Raw genomic sequence first — 15,884 nt, forward strand, 5'->3', positions numbered from 1 at the left:
CCTGTCCATGGACCGGTCCGTCGTCGGCGCGCCAGGGTCGGGCGCATGGACATCCGCATGGCTAAACGAAGGACCATCGGTGCCGTGGTGGCCGCGCTCGCCGCCACTCTGCTGCCGCTGCAGAGCGCCTCGGCCGAGGACGGTGCCGCCGCGGCACCGCCGCCCGAGGTGCTGCCCTCGCTCCGGCAGTGGCAGTCCGGCGAGGGGGAGTTCACCCTCACCGACCGGGCCAGGATCGTGCTGGACGGGGTGCGCGAGCAGCGCACCGCGTCCGACGCGGCGCGGTTCGCGGGCGAGCTGGCGGGGAAGGCCGCGGTGTCCCGGGGCAAGGCTCGTTCCGGCGACATCGTGCTGCGCCAGGACCCTTCGCTGAAGGGCACATTGGGCGCGGAGGGCTACCGTCTCGACGTCGGCGACCGCGTCACGGTCACCGCCGCGACGTCGACCGGGGTGTTCTACGGTTCGCGCACGGTACTGCAGCTGCTGAACGACGACGGCCGGGCCGCGCGCGGTTCGGCGACCGACGTGCCCGCGTACCGCGAGCGCGGGGTCGGGGTCTGCGCCTGCTACATCAACGTCTCGCTCCCCTGGTTCGAGCGGCTGATGAAGGACATGGCCTCCCAGAAGCTCAACCAGCTCTGGATCGAGGCGAAGGTGAGGAGCGACACCGACCCGGAGTCGGCGTTCTGGGGCTACTACACCAAGCCGCAGGTCCGTGCCCTGGTCGCGATGGCGAAGAAGTACCACATCGACCTGGTGCCGGAGATCAACTCCCCCGGCCACATGGACACGTACCTGGAGAACCATCCGGAGCTCCAGCTCAAGGACAAGGACGGCCTCGCGTCGCCGCCCCGGCTGGACATCTCACGACCCGAGGCGCTGGCGTACTACACCTCGATGGTGGACGAGGCCCTCGATGTGTGGGACACCCGCACCTGGCACATGGGCGCCGACGAGTACATGATCGGCTCCTCGTACCCGAACTATCCGCAGCTGCAGACGGCCGCGACCGCGAGGTTCGGCGCCACGGCCACCCCCGACGACCTCTTCGTCGACTTCATCAACCAGGTCAACGCGCACGTGAAGGCCGACGGCCGGTCGCTGCGGATCTGGAACGACGGACTCGTCGGCCGCAACAGCGTCGTCCCGCTCGACCGCGACATCACCGTCGAGCACTGGCTGGGCGGCGGAGCCATCCAGCAGCCGTCCGCGCTGCTGGCCGAGGGCCGGCCGGTGATGAACTCCGCGTACGCGCTGTACCTGGTGCGCGGCGGCTTCACGATGCAGACCCAGAAGCTGTACGAGAGCGACTGGACGCCCCTGCGCTTCGAGGGCCAGACACTACCGGCCACGGCGGCGAACCTGACCGGCGCGAAGATCAGCCTGTGGCCGGACAGCGCGGCGGCCGAGACCGAGAACGAGGTCGAGGCGAAGGTCTTCATGCCGCTGCGCTTCATCGCGCAGGCCACCTGGGGCGGCCCGAAGCCCAGTGAGACGTACGCCGGCTTCGAGACGCTGGCCCGCCGGATCGGGCACGCCCCCGGCTGGGACAACACCGACCGCACCCCGCTGACGGACGGTACGTACCGGCTGACCGCGGGCGCGAAGGCGCTGGCGCCCGGCGCGGACGCCGGGGTCTCGCTGGCCAGGGGCCCGAAGGCCGCCTGGACGCTGACGGCGACCGCCGACGGGTACTACACCGTGAGGTCCGCGGACAGCGGCCTGTGCCTGGACGCGGTGCGCGGGAAGAAGTACCTGGGCGCTCCGCTGGAGGTGGGGGCCGAGCTGTCGCTCGGGACCTGCTCCGCGTCCGCGCGCACCCAGCGCTGGCAGCTGGACGCCGGAGCGGGCGCCCTGGTCCTCCGCAACGCCGTCTCGCAACTCCGGCTGACGGAGCGGTCCTCGGACGGCGCCGCGGTGCAGACGACGGGCGGGACGCGCCTGACGGCGAAGTCCGCCTGATCACACCTGTGGGGCCCGCCGGTGCGGCGGGCCCCACAGACGTGTCAGATTCCGCAGTTCGGCGCGGACCAGTAGTGGCTGGGGCCCTGGTTCACGTGGACGTGGTCGTTGTGGTCCGGGTAGCCCGGGCCGAGGATCCCGTTGAATCCGTGGTTACGGGCCTGCTGGGCCAGGGTGCAGAAGGCGATCCCGCCCAGGTCGGCCGCGTCGCCGTACAGATGCCGGCTGTTCGACGCCCCGCCGACCGCGCTGTTGCAGGACGTGGAGCGGAAGCCGCTGTTGACGGTGATGGGGCGGTCGCCGAGCGCGTGGCGCAGCGCCTCCAGCTTCCACATGGTGCTCAGCGCGTTGGCCTTCGCCGTGCCCGCCGCGACGGCACCACCCGCCCAGGTGCTGTTGCAGTGGTTGAGCTCGGCGTACGTGAAGTGGATGGGCGTGCAGTCGTTGTCCTGGAGCGCGTAGAGCTTGGACTGGGTGGCGGGGCCCGCGACGCCGTCGGCGGCCAGTCCGTAGGCGGCCTGGAAGCGCTTGACGGCGGCGGTGGTGGCGGGCCCGTAGGCGCCGTCGATGGCGAGTACGGAGTTGTATCCGGGGTATCCGGCCACACGGATCTGGAGCTGGACGACATCGTTGCCGGAGGCGCCCGGGGCAAGGGTGCGGGTCCAGGTGTAACAGCCGTCGGCCTGTGCGGTACCTGCGGTGACCACTGCCCCGCCCAAGGCGAAAGCCATGGTCATGACAAGGCCGAGCAGGAGTCGTGCGGAACGTCTGAGCATGGGGGGCTCCCTACGCCGTGAAGGTGTGGAGCGACAGCCTGTCGGACGAGTCGACGCGCGTCAACTATGCACGGGAGAACGCGAGTTGAAGGTCACGGAACGCGGCGGGGCCCCACCCCGGCGTACCGGGACAGGGCCCCTCGAAGCATGCGTGTCCGGCCGGATCAGTCGTTCTGGACGATCTCGTAGCGCGGGGTGTTCTCCGCCATCTGGCGCAGCGCGTCCTTGCGGTCGCGCTTGGAGAGCCGGTCGATGTACAGGTATCCGTACAGGTGGTCCGTCTCGTGCTGGAGGCAGCGGGCGAAGTAGCCGTTGCCGCGCACCTTGACCGGGTTGCCCTTGGCGTCCTGGCCGCGCACCACCGCGTAGTCCGGGCGGGCCAGCGAGGCGTACGCCGTCGGGACCGAGAGGCAGCCCTCGTTGGAGTCGTCCAGGACGCGCTCCTCGGGCGCCAGCTCGTCGAGCACCGGGTTGCAGATGGCGCCCGTGTGCCGGACCCCGTCGTCGTCCGGGCAGTCGTAGACGAAGACCTTGAGGTCGACCCCGATCTGGTTGGCGGCCAGGCCCACGCCCTCCGCCGTCCGCTGGCTGGCGAACATGTCGTCGATCAGCTGGGCCAGCTCGTCGTCGAACGCGGTGACGTCCTTGCACTCCTTGTGCAGGACCGGATTGCCCACGACCGTGATCGGGCGGGAGGTGCCGCGCTCGCGGTGTGCCGCCTCACGCGCCTCACAGTCCTCGGTGTCGATGAGGAAACCTTCCTCGTCGACGCTGATCTGCTCGTCCGTCTCCTGCTGCGCCATGTCCGCCGTACGCCTTCCTCACAACCTGGACCCCGGGATCCGCGGCTCGCGAGAACCCGGGCACCCGAGCACCGGAATCGGTGCGCGTACAGCCTAACGACCTCCCGCGACACCGCTGCCAACCGTGGATGAGGTCGTGCGGGCAGCTGTCAGCAGACTTCTTCGAGATCCCGCCACTCACGGCTGTCCGGGCTGTCCGCCACCCAGCCGTCGAGCAGCCCGCGCACCAGCCCCGCAGGGGCCGCGAGACCGCACTCGCGCTCCGGCACCCACAGCTCGCCGGCGGTGCGGTGGCCCAGCGGACCGGGATGGCCCGGCTCGCTGTGGTCGTGCGGGTCGAGGTGCTCGCCGTCGCCCTCGTCGCTCTCCATCCGGCTCTCCGAACAGGCCCGGCACAGCAGCCGGACGGACGACGACCAGTCCTCGGCGGCGAAGCCGGCGTCGGACGCCAGCTGCTCCAGCGCGTCCCGGTCCGCCTCGGTGGCCGCTTCGAGGAGCACCACCCAGGTGGGGACGGGAGACGGGGCCCACAGCTCTATCTCGTCGAACACGGGGTACGAGGGCCCGGCCGCGGTGATCCGCTCGCCGTGCGGGACCCCGTCGTGCAGCACGACCTCGCCCCAGCGCCGCCCGGACGACGGCAGCGGGATCGACAGCACTTCGATCCGTGCCGGATCCAGCCTGCGGCCCCAGACGACCTCGGCCTCGCCCTCGGGCGACAGCCGCACGGCCGCGCTGCCCAGCTCCATGCCGACGGGCTCACTGCCCGACGCCGGTGTCTGCTGCCCGCCGCCGGGCACCTTCAGCCCGTACGCCTGCCAGGCCCGGCGGGCCAGCGGCCAGTCCTGCAGCGCGGTGGCGGCGATCCCCACATTCCACCAGTCAGGAGCGCCGGACTGCTTGTCCAGCAGCGCGACAGCCCGCAGGCCCGCGGCCCTCGCCTGTTCCCAGTCGTGCCGGAACTTGTGCAGCAGCGCCAGGTTGAACCACGACTCCGAGAGCCAGGGCTCCAAATCCGCCGCGCGCGTCAGCAGTGCGCCCGCGTCCTCGTACCGGCCGTCGCCGATCAGCGTGAACGCGCGGTCCGTGGCCTGCCGCCAAGAGGCGGAGGGCCGATGCCGTACCTTCCCGAAGATCCTCACGATTCCCGCCTGTCCCGACTGGACACCCTCGTTTTTCCGCTCTCTTCGCATCCAACCATGCCCGGCCGGACGCCCGCTCATTACCCATGGGTTACCCAGGTGGGACGGGGGTCAGACCGCCCCTGGCCAGAACCCTGGCGAGCGACTCCACGACCTGGGGCTGGTAATCACGGCCGGTCCCGAGCCTGAGCTGTTCCAGTGCGCCGAGCGGCCCGCTGAGACCTTCCCCGCACAGGTCGTCGTATGCGTTGACCGCCCGGACGATCCTGGCGGCCAGCGGCTGCTCCCGGTAGGGGTCCGCCTGCTGCTCCACGACGACGGCGACCTCCGTGTCCACCCCGGTCTGCCGGACCACCGCACCGCCCAGCAGAGCGATCCGGCGCTGCTCTGCGGCCGGCAGGACGGCGGTCGCCCCGGCCGGCACCGGATCGACGAGCGAGAGCTGGCCGATGTCGTGCATGAGCGCCGCGTGCTCCAGGACGGTGAGCTCGGGCCCGGAGAGGCCCATCTCGCGCCCGACGGCCGTGCAGAGCGCCGCCACCCTGCGGGCGTGGCCGGGAGGGGTGTACCCGGCGATCTCGGTGGACCGGGCGAGCGAGGCGATGGTCTGCCGGTAGGTGGTCCGCACGGCGGCGAACCGGCGGAAGGAGACCTGGGTGAGCAGCAGCGGTACGCACAGGACGGGCAGCGCCCACAGACCGGCCACGGCGACCCCGAGCGCCATCACCGCGCCGGTCGCGCAGACCGCCGATCCGATGCCCCTCAGCGCCCTCAGCTCGTCGCGCAGCAGCGGTCCGTACGGGACGGGGGTGGCGCCCACCGCGCGGAGGCTGCGCGGCAGTGTGCGGGCCCGCAGCAGCAGGGCGCCCAGCACGGCGTCGCACAGGGCGGTGAGGCCGAGCAGCACGAGCAGGAAGGCCGCGTAGTCCGGGCCGTCACCGAACCAGCTCGCGCAGCGGCCGGAGTTGTACAGCGGCTGGAAACAGACTGCCGCGAACGCCACGGTCAGGATCCGGCGGGCCACCTGGTCGGGGCCGGGCCCGCTGCCGCGCGCGACATGGGGCACGGAGGCGACGAGCTGCGCCGCGACGAGCACGGCGATCACCTGGAGGGCACCGTGGCTGGTGGGCTCCCCGCCGCTGCTCCCGAGCAGGGCGTAGGCGAGTGCGCCTGCGGCACCGAGCGGCGCGGGCTCCCGCTCCCCCGGCTGGGCGCCCCAGCGGGCCAGCTCACCGACTGTGACGAGCACCCCGAAGGCGAGGGCGTGACCGGGTTCACGGACGCCGTGCCAGAGGGTGTGCCCGAGCCCGGCGGCGGCGAGCGCGAGCGCGGCGCCGCGTACCGCCAGGACGGCGGGCGGCAGCCGGACCCACCGCGGGCTCACCGGGGCCTGTCCGGCAGCCCTGCCGGCGAAGACGCAGCACCCGCGTCGAGCCCCTCCGGCGGCTGAGGACAGGCCGGCCCCCGGACGGCCCCGGTGCCCCCGCCCCGGACATCGTCCGCGCCCTCGGCCCGCGGCGGCGGGACCCGCGCCTCGTCCGCCGTCACGGCCGTCGCCGCCCCCGACCACCCGTGCCGTTCCAGACCCCGCGCCAGCGCCCGGACCATCTGCGGATCGAACTGGGTGCCGGCACAGCGCTTGAGCTCCGCCACGGCCACCGGCACCGGGCGGCCCGGCCGGTAGGAGCGGGTGGAAGTCATCGCGTCGAACGCGTCAGCCACGGCGACGACGCGGGCGAACTCTGGGATCCGGCGGCCGGTCAGCCCGTACGGGTACCCGCTGCCGTCGAGCCGTTCGTGGTGGTGCAGGATCGCGGCCCGGGCCTCACCGAGGAAGCCGATGCCGCGGACGATCTCGTGTCCGTACTCCGGGTGCAGCTCGATCACCCGGCGTTCCTCCGGCGTCAGCGGCCCGTCCTTGCGCAGCACCCGCGTCGGCACACCGAGCTTTCCGACATCGTGCAGGATGCCGGCGAACCGGAGCACCTCGATCCGCTCCTGCGCCATGCCCAGCTCCTGGGCGATGAGCACGGACGCGCGCCCCACCCGCTCGCTGTGCCCCCTGGTGTAGGTGTCCTTGATGTCGACGGCCTGCACCAGGGCCCTGATCGTGGCGCGGTGCGCGGCGTGTTCGCGGTGGTACTGGGCGAAGACCCAGCAGGAGATGTACATCGGCAGCAGGACGAAGAGCGCGGCCGGCGGCCCGTACGAGCTGTTCCAGAGGATCGCCATCATCAGCCCCGCGAGGCCGTGCACCAGGTGCGGTCCCAGCGAGCGCGGCAGCAGCCCGCTCCAGGCACGTCTCAGGGGCAGCTGTTCGGCCGCGGCGAGGATGGACCCGTCCAGGAGGGTCAGTACGAGGCTGAAGGCCAGCGCGGCGGCGCAGGCGGGCAGCAGGGCGTACGGGAGGTCGGGCAGCCGCCCGGGCCCGGGGCCGCCGAGCGCCGCGGGACCGCCGAGCAGGGAGTGCACGGACGAGGCCGCCCAGACGGTGACGGGCAGCCGGCCGGCCCGCCAGATCCGGCGCGCGGCGGCGGGCGGCTCCACCCGGCCGACGAGCGAGCCCGGGATCGCCACCAGCGCGGCGGCCGGGGGCGGCAGCAGGAAGGCCGCCACGAGCAGCAGGGGAAAGAACGATCCGGCGCTGATCGGCACGGAGCTGCCGAAGAAGGGGCAGCGGCCGGGCAGTTCGCAGACGAGGTAGAGCCCGGCGAGCAGTCCCAGGGTGGTCCACGGGGTGCCCGCGCCGGGACGCAGCGCGGGCAGGACACACAGGGCGGCGCCGAGCGCGACGGCCAGGATGTACGCCCGCGCCGCGCCGCGTGTGGCTCTCACCCGTTCCGCCCGCCCCCCAGCATCGCCAATGAAGGCGTCAGGCTAGCGAGTTGGGCGTCCCGGCCGAGTGCCGACGGCTGCGGTTAGCACGTTCGGGTGATGCGTCACTCCTTGGCCGCGGCAGGCAGCTCGGTGTCGGAGACCGTGACGTCCTGTTCCGGCACCGCCTGCCCGGACCGGATCAGGTCGATCCGCCCCATCACCTTCGAGCGCAGGTCGGACGGCACGTCGTCCTGACCGCAGCAGCGCTTGACCAGCTTCTTCACGGCCTGTTCCAGCCCGTACTTCTCCAGGCAGGGGGAGCACTCGCCGAAGTGCACCTCGAACTTGGTGCAGTCGCTGTCGGGCATCTCCCGGTCGAGGAACTCGTAGAGGTGATCGAGTACCTCAGCGCACTCCGTCTCGTGCGGCTCTCCGCAGCTCATGAGCCCGAGCCTTTCCGATCGTCCGACTCACCGGCGCCCGCCGGGACGAGCCCGCGGTCACGGGCGTAGTCCTCCAGCATGCCGCGCAGTTGACGGCGGCCCCGGTGCAGTCGGGACATCACCGTACCGATGGGAGTCCCCATGATGTCCGCGATCTCCTTGTAGGCAAAGCCCTCTACATCGGCAAGATAAACCGCGATGCGGAACTCTTCGGGGATCGCCTGCAGCGCAGACTTCACATCGGAGTCGGGCAGATGGTCGAGGGCCTGGGACTCGGCGGAGCGCAGACCGGTCGACATGTGCGACTCGGCACGGGCAAGCTGCCAGTCCTCGATCTCCTCGGCGGCACTGCGCTGGGGTTCGCGCTGCTTCTTGCGGTACGAGTTGATGAAGGTGTTCGTGAGGATGCGGTACATCCACGCCTTGAGGTTGGTGCCCTCACGGAACTGATGGAAGGAGCCGTACGCCTTGGCGTACGTCTCCTGGACCAGGTCCTCGGCGTCCGCGGGGTTGCGCGTCATGCGCAGCGCGGCCGAGTACATCTGGTCGAGGAAACCGAGGGCGTCACGCTCGAAGCGCGCGTTGCGCTCGGCGGTCGTCTCCTGCGGGCGGCCGTCGTCGGTCCCTGTGTCGGTCCCAGTGACCGGACCCACCTCCTCCAACGCTGTGGCGGAGCCGAAACCGGACCCGCTCGAATCGGAGAATAGTCGACCTTGGTCCGACGCGGGCTGTCGATCCGATCCGCTCATGGCCCGCTCGGGAGTGGTCTTGGCCGCATGCAGCACCGTCCACTCCAGGTCAGCGGCGTTCGAGCGACGCGGGCAGATGGTCGAACCCATGCGACGGACTCCCTCTCCACATACGACGTTGGTGTACCGACGTCCCGAACAACAGTGGCCCCCCGTCCAACATTCCCGGGTCCGGAGCCCGTACCGGTTCAGCCGATTCCGGCCAGCCATCCGGCCACGGACGTGGTGAGGATCTCCATGGCCCGGACCTCGGTCAGTCCCGACTTCTTCGGTACGGCGAAGCCGTGGTCCCCGTGCGGCACCTCGGCCATCCGGTACTCCCCCGGAGGGAATTCGGCGGGCCTGCCGAACGGGTCGTTGCCGCCCTGGACGACGAGAGTGGGGAGACCGGCGGCCAGGAGTTCGTCCGCGCGGGACTTCTCCGGGCGGCCCGGGGGGTGCAACGGGAAGCTGAGCGCCAGAACCGCGCGGGCGCCGAGCCCGGCCGCGGTGCGGCAGGCCACCCTGGCCCCGGCGCTGCGCCCGCCGGCGACGACCGGGAGCCCGGGGGCCGTCAGCGCCGGCCACAGGCCGCGCCAGCCGGTGTCCAGGGTCTTCGGGGCGGGCGCGAGCTTCTTCCCGGCGACCCGCCAGGGCTGCTCCACCAGGGCGACGCTCACCCCCTGCGCGGGCAGCGCGGCGGCCAGGGCCCGCAGGTCACGGGCCTCGATTCCGCCACCGGCTCCGTGGCCGAGCGCGAGCAGGAGGCGCGGGTCGCGTGCGGGGGCCCAGGTGATCCGGGCGGTCCCGGTGTCGGTGTCGACCGTCTCGGTGTGCGGTGCTGTGCCGGTGGGTTTCACAACAGCCATCCAACCAAGACCGGTCCGGCCGGGCCGGTACCGGCGCAGTCCCGGTGTCAGAAGAGGGTGCTCACCTCGGGTGCCGCCAACTCCTCCAGCAGCTCGGGACCGTTGTTGCGGACGTTGCTGACGGCGGTCGCCACCGGATAGGCCCGCATCAGGCCGCCGGGCGGGGGCGTGAGCAGCCCCCGCAGTTCCTCGACGTCGGTGCGGGAGGGGTCCAGCCAGTCGTCCCAGCGGTCCGGGGTCAGCATCAGCGGCATCCGGGGGTGGATGTCGGCGAGCGCGGCCGGCCCCTCGGCGGGCGCGACGGCGAGCGGGCTCGTCTCCGCCTCGGTCGTGATCACCGAGCAGGTGACCCACCAGGCCTGGGGATGGTCGTCCGGCAGTGTCCGGTCACGCCAGAACTCGTACAGACCGGCCATGGCGAAGACCGATCCGTCGGCGGGGGTCACGAAGTACGGCTGCTTGCGGGGGCGCTTCCTGCGGCCCTTCTCCTCCAGCTGCCGCTCCTCGGTACCGGTCACCCACTCGTAATAGCCGTCGGCCGGCAGGATGCAGCGCCGGGAGACGAAGGGGCGGCGGAAGGACGGCTTCTCGTGGATCGTCTCGGCGCGGGCGTTGATCATCCGGGCGCCGCCCTCCGGTGATTTGGCCCAGGAGGGGACGAGCCCCCATTTCAGGGCGCGCAGCTGGCGAACCGGACGCTGGTCATCGGCGTCTTTCACCGGACGTTCCAGTACGGCGTAGACCTCCTTGGTCGGCGCCACGTTGTAGTCGGGTTCCAGCGTCTCGGCCGGTTCCCACTTCTCCACCTGGAAGAGTCCGGTCAGATCCTCGGGCCGCCGACTCGCTGCATACCGTCCGCACATAAGTGCCAGACTGCCACGATCGTCATCCCGACCGGATGCCAACAGCGCAAGGAGCCGCCCACGCCATGGACAGCACCGATATCGGCAACCTGTGGGAGCGCATCGTCGGCACCCAGCCCGCCCCGGAGCAGTGGCTGGTCGTGGTGACCGCCACGGCGGCGCTCGTCGCCGTCGTACCGAACTTCATATGGCGGCTGTCACGCAACGCGATCACCATCGCCCACGAGGGCGGCCACGGGCTGGTCGCCCTGCTCACCGGCCGGCAGCTCTCGGGCATCCGGCTGCACTCGGACACCAGCGGACTGACGGTGAGCCGCGGCAAGCCGACCGGGATCGGCATGGTCCTGACCGCGGCGGCGGGCTACACCGCGCCCTCGCTGCTGGGGCTGGGCGGTGCCTGGCTGCTGGTGAACGGCCGGATCACGCTGCTGCTGTGGGTGGCCACGGCGCTGCTCGCGGTGATGCTGGTGATGATCCGCAATGTGTACGGGGCGCTGACGGTGATCCTCACCGGTTCGCTCTTCCTGCTGATGTCGTGGCTGGCCTCGCCCGCCTGGCAGTCGCTGTTCGCCTACAGCGCGGTCTGGTTCCTGCTGCTGGGCGGCGTGCGCCCGGCGTTCGAGCTGCAGTCCAAGCGGAGGCACGGCGGAGCGCCGGACTCGGACGCGGACCAGCTGGCCCGGCTGACGGACGTGCCGCCCGTGCTGTGGCTGTTCCTGTTCCACGCGGTGTCGCTCTGCTCACTCATCGGCGGCGGCCGCTGGCTGCTGGGTGTGTGAGCTTCATCCCCTACCACTCCTGCATTACGCACCGGTTTCGTTGCTTTTGATCAAAATCCTGGGTTGCGATGAGCCACTAAAGTGAGCTCCATGACCGAAAGTTCCGTGCACCCCGCCCTCTGGCCCGCCCCTCACGCGAGCGGAGCCGTCGACGCGACCGTCACCGTGCCCGGATCGAAGTCGGTCACCAACCGCGCACTGGTGCTCGCCGCACTCTCATCCGAGCCCGGCTGGCTGCGCCGCCCGCTGCGCTCCCGCGACACCCTGCTGATGGCCGAGGCGCTGCGCGCGATGGGCGTCGGCATCGAGGAGACGGTGTCCTCCAGCTCGTCCGTCGCCGGCGGCCCGGACGGTTCGGGCGAGGCCTGGCGGGTGATCCCGGCCGGCCTGCACGGCCCCGTGACCGTCGACGTGGGCAACGCCGGTACGGTCATGCGCTTCCTGCCCCCGGTGGCGACCCTGGCCAACGGCCCGGTCCGTTTCGACGGCGACCCCCGTTCCTACGAGCGCCCGCTGACCGGGGTGATCGACGCCCTGCGTGTGCTCGGCGCCCGGATCGACGACGACGGCCGCGGCTCCCTCCCGATGACCGTGCACGGCGGCGGAGCGCTGGACGGCGGGCCGGTGGCGATCGACGCCTCCTCGTCCTCCCAGTTCGTCTCGGCGCTGCTGCTGTCGGCGCCGCGTTTCAACCAGGGCGTCGAGGTACGTCACACCGGCGCCCGGCTCCCCTCGATGCCACACATCCGGATGACGGTCGACATGCTGCGGGCCGTCGGCGCCCAGGTCGACGAGCCGGAGACGGGCGGCGAGCCGAACGTCTGGCGGGTCTCCCCCTCGGCGCTGCTCGGCCGTGACCTGACCGTGGAGCCGGACCTCTCCAACGCCCAGCCGTTCCTGGCCGCGGCACTGGTCACCGGTGGCCGGGTCACCATTCCGGACTGGCCGCTGCGCACCACGCAGCCCGGTGACGCGCTGCGCGAGATCTTCACCGCGATGGGCGGCAGCTGCGAGCTGACCGAGCACGGGCTCACGTTCACCGGCTCGGGCCGGATCCACGGCATCGACGTCGACCTCGGCGAGGTCGGCGAGCTGACCCCGGGCATCGCGGCCGTCGCGGCCCTGGCGGACTCCCCCTCCACCCTGAGCGGCGTCGCCCATCTGCGCCTGCACGAGACGGACCGGCTGGCCGCGCTCACCAAGGAGATCAACGAGCTGGGCGGCGACGTCACCGAGACCGCGGACGGACTTCACATCCGGCCGCGACCGCTGCACGGCGGTACCTTCCATACGTACGACGACCACCGGATGGCCACCGCGGGGTCGATCATCGGCCTTGCCGTCCCCGGAGTGGAGATCGAGAACGTGGCGACGACCGCCAAGACCCTGCCCGACTTCCCGCAGATGTGGACCGGAATGCTCGGGGCCTGAGACATGCGCCGCTACGGCAAGAACCCCGACGAGGACGACATCCGGGTCCGCCCCAACCGCAAGGGCAACCGGCCTCGTACGCATATCCGTCCCAAGCACGAGGACGCCGAGGAGGGCATGGTCCTCACCGTGGACCGCGGCCGCCTCACCTGTCTCGTCGAGGGCCGCACGGTCGTCGCGATGAAGGCCCGTGAGCTGGGCCGCAAGGCCGCGGTGGTGGGCGACACCGTCTCCATCGTCGGCGACCTGTCCGGCGAGAAGGACACCCTCGCCCGGATCGTCCGGATCGGTGAGCGCCGGACGGTGCTGCGCCGGACGGCGGACGACGACGACCCGTTCGAGCGGGTCGTCGTGGCCAACGCCGACCAGCTGGCGATCGTCACCGCGCTGGCTGATCCGGAACCGCGCCCGCGCATGATCGACCGCTGTCTGGTCGCCGCGTACGACGGCGGGCTCTCCCCCCTCCTGGTGCTGACCAAGTCCGATCTGGCCTCCCCGGACAAGCTGCTGGAGGCGTACACCCCGCTGGGCGTGCCGTTCATCGTCACCAACCGCGAGGAGCTGGAGAACGGCGACGCGGCGGAGCGGGTCCGCGCGCAGCTGAACGACCGGGTGACCGCCTTCGTCGGGCACTCCGGTGTAGGGAAGACCACGCTGGTCAACGCCCTCGTACCGAAGGACAGGCGCCGCACCACCGGGGTCGTCAACGCGGTCACCGGACGAGGCCGCCACACCACGACGTCGGCGCTGGCACTCCCGCTTCCGGACTACCGGGGCTGGGTGATCGACACCCCCGGTGTCCGCTCCTTCGGCCTGCACCACATCGACCCGTCCCGGGTCATCAACGCCTTCCCCGATCTGCAGCCCGGCACGGAGGAGTGCCCGCGCGGCTGCACCCACGACAGCCAGCAGCCGGAATGTGCGCTGGACGCCTGGGTCGCGGCGGGGCACGCCGATCCGGCACGGCTGGATTCGCTGCGCCGGCTGCTGTCCACGCGGGAGCGACGCGAGGGCGACTGACCCCGGTGTCCCGGGGGCCCCGGCGTCCCGGGCCCCCGGGTCCGGCAAGGCGTCCAGGGCCCCGGTGTTCACGGGGAGCGACGGGAAGACGACTGGCCCCGCCACGTTTGCGATCACCCGCCGTTGGTAAGTGCATAATCACATCCAGCGGTACAAGGCGGTCACCTACGCGGGAGGGGCACTGACGATGGCGTGGCTGCTGGTCGTGGTCGCGGGACTTCTGGAGACCGGCTTCGCGGTCTGCCTCAAGCTCTCGCACGGCTTCACCCGGCTCTGGCCGACCATCGCCTTCTGCATCTTCGCCCTCGGCAGTTTCGGCCTGCTGACCATGTCGCTGAAGAAGCTCGACGTCGGGCCCGCCTACGCGGTGTGGACCGGCATCGGCGCGGCGGGCACCGCGATCTACGGCATGGTCTTCCTGGACGACGTCGTCTCCACGCTCAAGCTGGTCTCGATCTCACTGGTGATCCTCGGCGTGATCGGGCTCCAGCTCTCCGGCTCGTCCCACTGACGGTCCGCCCGCCGGCGGCTCCCCCACCGCGCTCAGGCCGCCACGTCCGGCAGCCGGTCCACGACGTCCCGTACCAGTGGCACCCCGTCCCCCGCCACGCCGGCGGGCGGCGGGACCAACGCGTAGGACAGGGCGAGCCGCAGAGCGAGCTCGCACACCATGGCCAGGGCCGCCCGGTCGTGAGGCGGGTGCCCCTCGTCCAGCGCGGCCACCGCACGGTCCCTGACCTGGCCCAGGAGCTCGGCGGGGGTCGGTGGTCCGGCATCCGCCCGGCGCTGGGCCGGCACGGTGGACGCGGAGCGCCGCACCGAGGCGGCCGGGCGGGGTAACCGCTCACCCCAGCACCCCGTGAGCAGCCCCCTGACCAGGGCATTCGCCCGCGCCGCGCGCACCGTCCAGGCGGCTGTGGCGGCCAGCCTGTCGCCCGCGCCGCCTGCGGATCCCAACGCCCGTTCGACACCGGCCAGATAGCTGTCGGCGGCTCGCCGGGCGAGGGCCCTGGCCAGTCCGTCCTTGCTGCCGAACTCGTTGTAGAGCGTCTGGCGGGACACCCCGGCGGCCGCGGCCACGTCGACCATCCGTACGGCGTGCCAGGGCCGGGCCACCAGGGCCGTGTGGGCCGCGTCCAGCAGTACGTCCCGTGCTGTCGGCATCGCCGCCTCCCCCACCGAGGTCTGCGTTTCAGAGTTGAGGCGCTCCCCCGCACTGTCAAGGGTCCCGGCAGCCTCCGGGGCCCTGTGGCTCCGGAGCACCGGCGGTGGATACTGTGACGGCATGCCCGATTACCACGATGATCTGCGCCTCGCCCACGTGCTGGCGGACGCCGCCGATGCGACGACGATGGACCGGTTCAAGGCTCTGGACCTCAAGGTCGAGACCAAACCGGACATGACGCCGGTGAGCGAGGCCGACAAGGCCGCCGAGGAGCTGATCCGCGGGCACCTCCATCGGGCACGACCGCGCGACGCGATCCTGGGCGAGGAGTACGGGATCGAGGGGACCGGTCCACGCCGCTGGGTGATCGACCCGATCGACGGCACCAAGAACTACGTACGCGGCGTGCCGGTCTGGGCGACGCTGATCTCGCTGATGGAAGCCGGTGAGGACGGGTTCCAGCCGGTGGTCGGCGTGGTGTCCGCGCCCGCGCTGCAGCGGCGCTGGTGGGCGGCGAAGGGGGCGGGGGCGTTCTCCGGCCGGAGCCTGACCTCCGCGACCCGTCTGCACGTGTCGAAGGTGGAGCGGATCGCGGACGCCTCGTTCGCGTACTCCTCGCTGAGCGGGTGGGAGGAGCAGGGCCGGCTGGACGGCTTCATGGACCTGACCCGGGCCTGCTGGCGCACGCGTGGATACGGGGACTTCTGGCCGTACATGATGGTCGCCGAGGGTTCCGTCGACATCTGCGCCGAGCCGGAGCTCTCGCTCTGGGACATGGCGGCGAACGCGATCATCGTCCAGGAGGCGGGTGGCCGGTTCACCAGCCTGGACGGGGTCGCCGGACCGGGCGGCGGAAATGCCGCGGCCTCGAACGGAACACTCCACCACGAACTGCTCGGCTACCTGAACCAGCGCTACTGACCCGTGCCGCGACGGGCCGTCCGGGCCTGAGCGGACACACGGGACCGACGAGGGGCGTGCCGCACCACCGCACGCCCCTCGAACGATCTCCGCTCCCCCTTGTTGCCGTCCCTCATCGGTGCAACTCTAAGAGTCCCCCCACTTGTGAACTTGTGAATCGACTCA

General features: G+C 71.7%; 16 protein-coding genes. 6 read left to right on the forward strand and 10 right to left on the reverse strand.

Translation table 11 applies throughout. The features are described 5' to 3' along the window. Positions 1–57: 57 nt before the first annotated feature. Positions 58–1,962, forward strand: coding sequence for a glycoside hydrolase family 20 protein (locus ABT025_RS27305; RefSeq protein ID WP_350999793.1), 1,905 nt, complete (start codon positions 58–60; stop codon positions 1,960–1,962). Positions 1,963–2,006: 44 nt separating this feature from the next. Here ABT025_RS27305 and ABT025_RS27310 read toward each other — a convergent pair whose 3' ends face one another. From ABT025_RS27310 to ABT025_RS27350, 9 genes are all read right to left on the reverse strand, one after another. Beyond that, a complete protein-coding gene (locus tag ABT025_RS27310; protein ID WP_350999796.1) occupies positions 2,007–2,738 on the reverse strand; it encodes a D-Ala-D-Ala carboxypeptidase family metallohydrolase in 732 nt (243 codons plus the stop codon). A gap of 164 nt (positions 2,739–2,902) precedes the next feature. Next, a complete protein-coding gene (gene def / locus ABT025_RS27315) occupies positions 2,903–3,541 on the reverse strand; it encodes a peptide deformylase (protein WP_350999798.1) in 639 nt (212 codons plus the stop codon). Between the two features lie 149 nt (positions 3,542–3,690). Next, positions 3,691–4,683, reverse strand: coding sequence for a tetratricopeptide repeat protein (locus tag ABT025_RS27320; protein ID WP_350999801.1), 993 nt, complete (start codon positions 4,681–4,683; stop codon positions 3,691–3,693). A gap of 91 nt (positions 4,684–4,774) precedes the next feature. Further along, a complete protein-coding gene (locus ABT025_RS27325; protein WP_350999804.1) occupies positions 4,775–6,067 on the reverse strand; it encodes a metal-dependent phosphohydrolase in 1,293 nt (430 codons plus the stop codon). After that, positions 6,064–7,518, reverse strand: coding sequence for an HD-GYP domain-containing protein (locus ABT025_RS27330; protein ID WP_350999806.1), 1,455 nt, complete (start codon positions 7,516–7,518; stop codon positions 6,064–6,066). The genes ABT025_RS27325 and ABT025_RS27330 overlap by 4 nt, the downstream gene beginning before the upstream one ends. Positions 7,519–7,622: 104 nt before the next feature. Beyond that, positions 7,623–7,943: a mycothiol system anti-sigma-R factor gene (rsrA, locus tag ABT025_RS27335; RefSeq protein WP_350999809.1), complete on the reverse strand. Its 321-nt coding sequence runs from the start codon at positions 7,941–7,943 to the stop codon at positions 7,623–7,625. Continuing rightward, the gene (locus tag ABT025_RS27340; RefSeq protein WP_018105559.1) at positions 7,940–8,596 is read right to left on the reverse strand and encodes a sigma-70 family RNA polymerase sigma factor; all 657 of its coding nucleotides are present in this window, start codon (positions 8,594–8,596) and stop codon (positions 7,940–7,942) included. Before ABT025_RS27340 ends, rsrA begins: the two co-directional genes overlap by 4 nt. Before the next feature lie 284 nt (positions 8,597–8,880). Further along, positions 8,881–9,540: an alpha/beta hydrolase family protein gene (locus tag ABT025_RS27345; protein WP_350999812.1), complete on the reverse strand. Its 660-nt coding sequence runs from the start codon at positions 9,538–9,540 to the stop codon at positions 8,881–8,883. 47 nt (positions 9,541–9,587) lie between these two features. Further along, a complete protein-coding gene (locus ABT025_RS27350; RefSeq protein WP_350999815.1) occupies positions 9,588–10,403 on the reverse strand; it encodes an SOS response-associated peptidase in 816 nt (271 codons plus the stop codon). A 65-nt stretch (positions 10,404–10,468) separates the two neighbouring features. Here ABT025_RS27350 and ABT025_RS27355 point away from each other — a divergent pair, with 65 nt between their 5' ends. From ABT025_RS27355 to ABT025_RS27370, 4 genes are all read left to right on the forward strand, one after another. Then, complete coding sequence (locus ABT025_RS27355) at positions 10,469–11,182, forward strand: M50 family metallopeptidase (protein ID WP_350999817.1); 714 nt, start codon at positions 10,469–10,471, stop codon at positions 11,180–11,182. A gap of 90 nt (positions 11,183–11,272) precedes the next feature. Continuing rightward, entirely contained in the window at positions 11,273–12,613 is a 1,341-nt protein-coding gene (aroA, locus tag ABT025_RS27360) for a 3-phosphoshikimate 1-carboxyvinyltransferase (protein ID WP_350999819.1), read from the forward strand. Between the two features lie 3 nt (positions 12,614–12,616). After that, the gene (rsgA, locus tag ABT025_RS27365) at positions 12,617–13,633 is read left to right on the forward strand and encodes a ribosome small subunit-dependent GTPase A (RefSeq protein ID WP_350999821.1); all 1,017 of its coding nucleotides are present in this window, start codon (positions 12,617–12,619) and stop codon (positions 13,631–13,633) included. 187 nt (positions 13,634–13,820) lie between these two features. Further along, positions 13,821–14,144, forward strand: coding sequence for a DMT family transporter (locus ABT025_RS27370; protein WP_124716491.1), 324 nt, complete (start codon positions 13,821–13,823; stop codon positions 14,142–14,144). A gap of 32 nt (positions 14,145–14,176) precedes the next feature. On the opposite strand, the gene ABT025_RS27375 is transcribed toward ABT025_RS27370, so the two are convergent. Next, positions 14,177–14,797 (reverse strand): TetR/AcrR family transcriptional regulator, encoded by a 621-nt coding sequence (locus tag ABT025_RS27375; protein ID WP_350999824.1) that lies wholly within the window; start codon positions 14,795–14,797, stop codon positions 14,177–14,179. 121 nt (positions 14,798–14,918) lie between these two features. Between ABT025_RS27375 and hisN the strand changes: the two genes are divergently transcribed. Then, a complete protein-coding gene (hisN, locus tag ABT025_RS27380; RefSeq protein WP_350999828.1) occupies positions 14,919–15,719 on the forward strand; it encodes a histidinol-phosphatase in 801 nt (266 codons plus the stop codon). Positions 15,720–15,884: the final 165 nt, after the last annotated feature.

The sequence above is a fragment of the Streptomyces sp. NPDC002809 genome (assembly GCF_040295435.1).
Lineage (GTDB): Bacteria > Actinomycetota > Actinomycetes > Streptomycetales > Streptomycetaceae > Streptomyces.

Coding starts and splice junctions, on each gene's coding strand:
- ABT025_RS27355 (WP_350999817.1), top strand. CDS start 10,469: ATGGACAGCACCGATATCGGCAACCTGTGGGAGCGCATCGTCGGCACC.
- aroA (WP_350999819.1), top strand. CDS start 11,273: ATGACCGAAAGTTCCGTGCACCCCGCCCTCTGGCCCGCCCCTCACGCG.
- ABT025_RS27350 (WP_350999815.1), bottom strand. CDS start 10,403: ATGTGCGGACGGTATGCAGCGAGTCGGCGGCCCGAGGATCTGACCGGA.
- ABT025_RS27305 (WP_350999793.1), top strand. CDS start 58: ATGGCTAAACGAAGGACCATCGGTGCCGTGGTGGCCGCGCTCGCCGCC.
- rsrA (WP_350999809.1), bottom strand. CDS start 7,943: ATGAGCTGCGGAGAGCCGCACGAGACGGAGTGCGCTGAGGTACTCGAT.
- hisN (WP_350999828.1), top strand. CDS start 14,919: ATGCCCGATTACCACGATGATCTGCGCCTCGCCCACGTGCTGGCGGAC.
- ABT025_RS27375 (WP_350999824.1), bottom strand. CDS start 14,797: ATGCCGACAGCACGGGACGTACTGCTGGACGCGGCCCACACGGCCCTG.
- rsgA (WP_350999821.1), top strand. CDS start 12,617: ATGCGCCGCTACGGCAAGAACCCCGACGAGGACGACATCCGGGTCCGC.
- ABT025_RS27345 (WP_350999812.1), bottom strand. CDS start 9,540: ATGGCTGTTGTGAAACCCACCGGCACAGCACCGCACACCGAGACGGTC.
- def (WP_350999798.1), bottom strand. CDS start 3,541: ATGGCGCAGCAGGAGACGGACGAGCAGATCAGCGTCGACGAGGAAGGT.
- ABT025_RS27310 (WP_350999796.1), bottom strand. CDS start 2,738: ATGCTCAGACGTTCCGCACGACTCCTGCTCGGCCTTGTCATGACCATG.
- ABT025_RS27370 (WP_124716491.1), top strand. CDS start 13,821: ATGGCGTGGCTGCTGGTCGTGGTCGCGGGACTTCTGGAGACCGGCTTC.